Below are 3,190 nucleotides of genomic sequence, written 5' to 3'. Positions count from 1 at the left end.
AAAAGATTTGCCTGCACTACCTCCTGCCATTTTTTAGTTCCGTCGAACTCACGTTTTATTTACAGCTTGAGCAGCGATAATGGATGGCTTGCCTACAACTGTTAATAACCCTAGAATGCTTGAAAATACATACTTAAACCACTTTCGGCGTTTAATCATTGCTGGGCATGGGTTGTTATAGTACTTTTTGACACATTTTCTTCAGAACATAAGCTAGCGAACGACGCAGCATAAGGTGTTGCTGAATTTGCTTCTGCCGTTAAGGTCACATTCCCGTAAGAGTCTTGCACCCAACCTTGAGCTTCTACAATTTGTGTTGCTTGTTTTTGCAATTTTGGCTCCTCTGAATTATTGTTGACCTGAGTAGAAACAAAATTATCTTGCCAAGTTGGTTTGATGGGTGGTACATCGTTAGGACTCAGAGGTAATCTGTCCACGCCACTCATAACAAATTCACTTTCTGCCACGTCTGACTGTCCCTGGCAAGCTGATGCAACTTTTGGACTTTGTGCAAGTCTTTCTGGTACGGACTCAATGCCATTAGGGTCAACATAAAAGCCGTTGATCTGAACGTCACCATTCAATCCGAATTGTGAACTAGCTGTAATTTTACTGTTGGGAGAGAAAAATAATCCACGAGCATTTATCAGGATATTTCCGCCTCGTCCTTTAAAAGCGTTAGCTGTGATGCTACTGTTTTCCGCAAGAACTAGGATATTTGTGTTGATATTGATGTTGCCACCATCACCATTTGTGTCTTGCTGACCAGCAGTTGTGGAGATAATTCCATTGCGTATAAAAATATTATTTGAGGTAATATTAATATCACCACCCTGTCCGGCAGTAGTGGTTGCGGTAACGCCTCCGTTGTTTGTAATGTTAATCGTATTGGACTTAATTTCAAGCTCAAGGAGTTTGTACATATATTCCCCAAGCAGAAGATCCAGAAATTATTACTAGGAATCAAAAAAACTTCTGTGCAGTTACATTCCCTGTTCGTCAGCAAAATGATTTACTTTGGGTTTGGCCAGATGCTAGATCAGCAGAACAGGCTGCAACTACGCCATTACCTCTGTCACCTCAAGTAGATGCTAGCAAAGGTTTTGTTTGGGATTCTTTTGTACGCGACTTAGAATATGATTGGCAAACTCTTGTTGAAAATGTGGCAGATCCAAGTCATGTTCCTTTTGCACATCATAAAGTGCAAGGCATTCGAGAGCAAGGAGTACCTATACCTATTAATATTAAGAAATCAACAGTAAATTTAATTGAAGCAGTTATTGAAAGAAGCTCAGGACGAACAACAATTACTTTTGAACCACCTTGCCGCTTAGAATATGCAATTAGTGTTGGTTCTGGAAAGCAGTTAGGAATTGTCACTTACTGTATTCCAGTGTCTCCAGGCAGATCAAGAATAGTGGCTCAATTTCCTATTAATTTTGCTAAAACAATCTATAGTTTATTACCTCGTTGGTTAGAACACATCATAATTCGGAATCCACTTCTTGATGGAGATATGATTCTTCTACATCAGCAAGAGCGTTTTTTTCAACAAAAAAAGTTAGTTGAAAGCTGGAAAACTGCCTACAAGCTACCTACAAGTGCAGATCGTTTAGTGATTGAGTTTAGGAATTGGTTTGAAAAGTATTGTAATGGGGATTTACCGTGGAATGAAGTTGGAATTAATTTCTTACAAAACTCAAATATTAATGACAGTCGGACTGTACTGCTTGATCGCTACAAACAACATACTCAGCACTGTAGTAGCTGCCGAGGGGCGCTAAGGCTGATCCAGCGTTTGCAAGTGGTACTGTTGGCATACTCTGCTATTACTATTTCAGGAGTTGCTATCCTCCCAGATCCGCTTCGAGTCAAGCTTGGTTTAACGCTAATTATTACAGCACTATTAAGTTTAGCAGCTTACACTTGGCTCAAATTTTGGCTTGTTCCTAAATTTTACTTTGTAGACTATGTTCATGCTCAAAAATGACAGAACTAGACAACAATTACAAAATTATTAATTTTGTAAGTAGCTCAACATATAGCGCCAATTCCGCAGTACCTATCTTCACCAAATGCTGTGCCAGGGGTATCTCTGCCTTGCTGGAAGGAGTACGCTAGCACTAATGGCAAGAAACCAGTAGCGACCGAGATAACCCAGGCGAAATTCTAACAACGACTCTTGTACTCCAAATAAAGTCATCCAAAATGTAATACCCGCCGTTAAATAATCAAGCATTAGCCGTTGTTTTACCCATGTGCTGAAGAGGGTATTTTCTAGAATAAGCTGAAATTGAATTCAGTTGGCAGAAGTCAGAAATCAGAATTGAATTCAGGCTCCTGACAACTGAAGTCTTTCTTGTTAACTGTGGTATTGGACTGATTTTCGTCAAAGTATTCTTCCATCGGTGCAAAATATAAAAAGCAATGAAAACCCCAACCTGTTTAAAGGATGGGGGCATAAATAAAAACACTATATTTCATGATGACACAATTCAATATTTGTTCGACTGCTGTCAGCCTAGAGGTTGGGCAATGAACAAACCACCATCTAGACGCAAGAAAGTTATCCCTCTGGCATCTGGTGAACCAAAGCCAGCAACCGACTCTGCTCCCGAAAATACTTCTGGCCAAGACAACCTAGCCTCAGCAACGATTACGGTGACTGCTGTTGAAGTTACAGAGTTGACCGAGGAAGAACAAAGCTTACGCTTGCAATTGGAACGTCAGGTAGAAAGGGCATTTTTGTCAGCAGGTCAGGCGTTGATGGAGTTGAGGGACAGACGGCTGTACCGTTCCACGCACCGGACTTTTGAAGAATACTGCCGCGAACGCTTCAATTATAGTCGTGACGCGGCGTACTTGAAGATTTCAGCGACTGTGGTTTATGAGAATCTTCAAAAGTTTTTGCCGACCATTGGTCGGCAAATTCCAATGCCGACCAACGAACGACAATTGCGCTTTTTGGCGAAAGCTGAGTTGGAAGCATCTGTGCAAGCGGATGTCTGGCAGCAGGCAGTAGAGCAAGCTGGCAATAAGATTCCCTCTGGTCGGATAGTAAAAGATGTTGTAGATAGGATACGCGAAAGGACGAAAGTACCCAATCCTTACCATATTGGTGAAATATGCATTCTTTTGCCAAAGGATAACCCAGACTTGAGAGGTAAAGCGGGTTATTGGGGCGTGGTAA

At 41.3% G+C, this 3,190-nt stretch carries 3 protein-coding genes and 1 pseudogene; 2 read left to right on the top strand and 2 right to left on the bottom strand.

The features are described from left to right. Nucleotides 1-155: 155 nt before the first annotated feature. Nucleotides 156-923, bottom strand: a complete 768-nt coding sequence (locus RMY63_RS41435; RefSeq protein ID WP_322734232.1) for a hypothetical protein — start codon at nt 921-923, stop codon at nt 156-158. On the opposite strand from RMY63_RS41435, the pseudogene RMY63_RS41430 reads away from it, so the two are divergent. Next, a pseudogene (locus RMY63_RS41430) lies at nt 899-1,990 on the top strand (pheophorbide a oxygenase); the annotation flags it as partial. The gene RMY63_RS41435 and the pseudogene RMY63_RS41430 overlap by 25 nt on opposite strands. 78 nt (nt 1,991-2,068) lie before the next feature. Here the strand turns inward: RMY63_RS41430 and RMY63_RS41425 are convergent. Beyond that, nucleotides 2,069-2,239 (bottom strand): hypothetical protein, encoded by a 171-nt coding sequence (locus RMY63_RS41425; protein ID WP_322734231.1) that lies wholly within the window; start codon nt 2,237-2,239, stop codon nt 2,069-2,071. A gap of 296 nt (nt 2,240-2,535) precedes the next feature. Between RMY63_RS41425 and RMY63_RS41420 the strand changes: the two genes are divergently transcribed. Then, on the top strand, nt 2,536-3,190 hold a 655-nt coding region (locus tag RMY63_RS41420), incomplete at its 3' end, for a hypothetical protein (protein ID WP_322734230.1).

Origin of the sequence: Nostoc sp. ChiQUE01b, assembly GCF_034531255.1 — a bacterium.
In the GTDB taxonomy this organism is placed as follows: Bacteria; Cyanobacteriota; Cyanobacteriia; order Cyanobacteriales; family Nostocaceae; genus Nostoc.
The sequence above is the reverse complement of the archived record's forward strand: the minus strand, read 5'-3'. Positions and strand labels throughout refer to the sequence as shown.

Excerpts from the sequence above, each read along its gene's own strand:
- RMY63_RS41435 (WP_322734232.1), bottom strand. The coding sequence starts at position 923 with ATGTACAAACTCCTTGAGCTTGAAATTAAGTCCAATACGATTAACATT.
- RMY63_RS41425 (WP_322734231.1), bottom strand. The coding sequence starts at position 2,239 with ATGCTTGATTATTTAACGGCGGGTATTACATTTTGGATGACTTTATTT.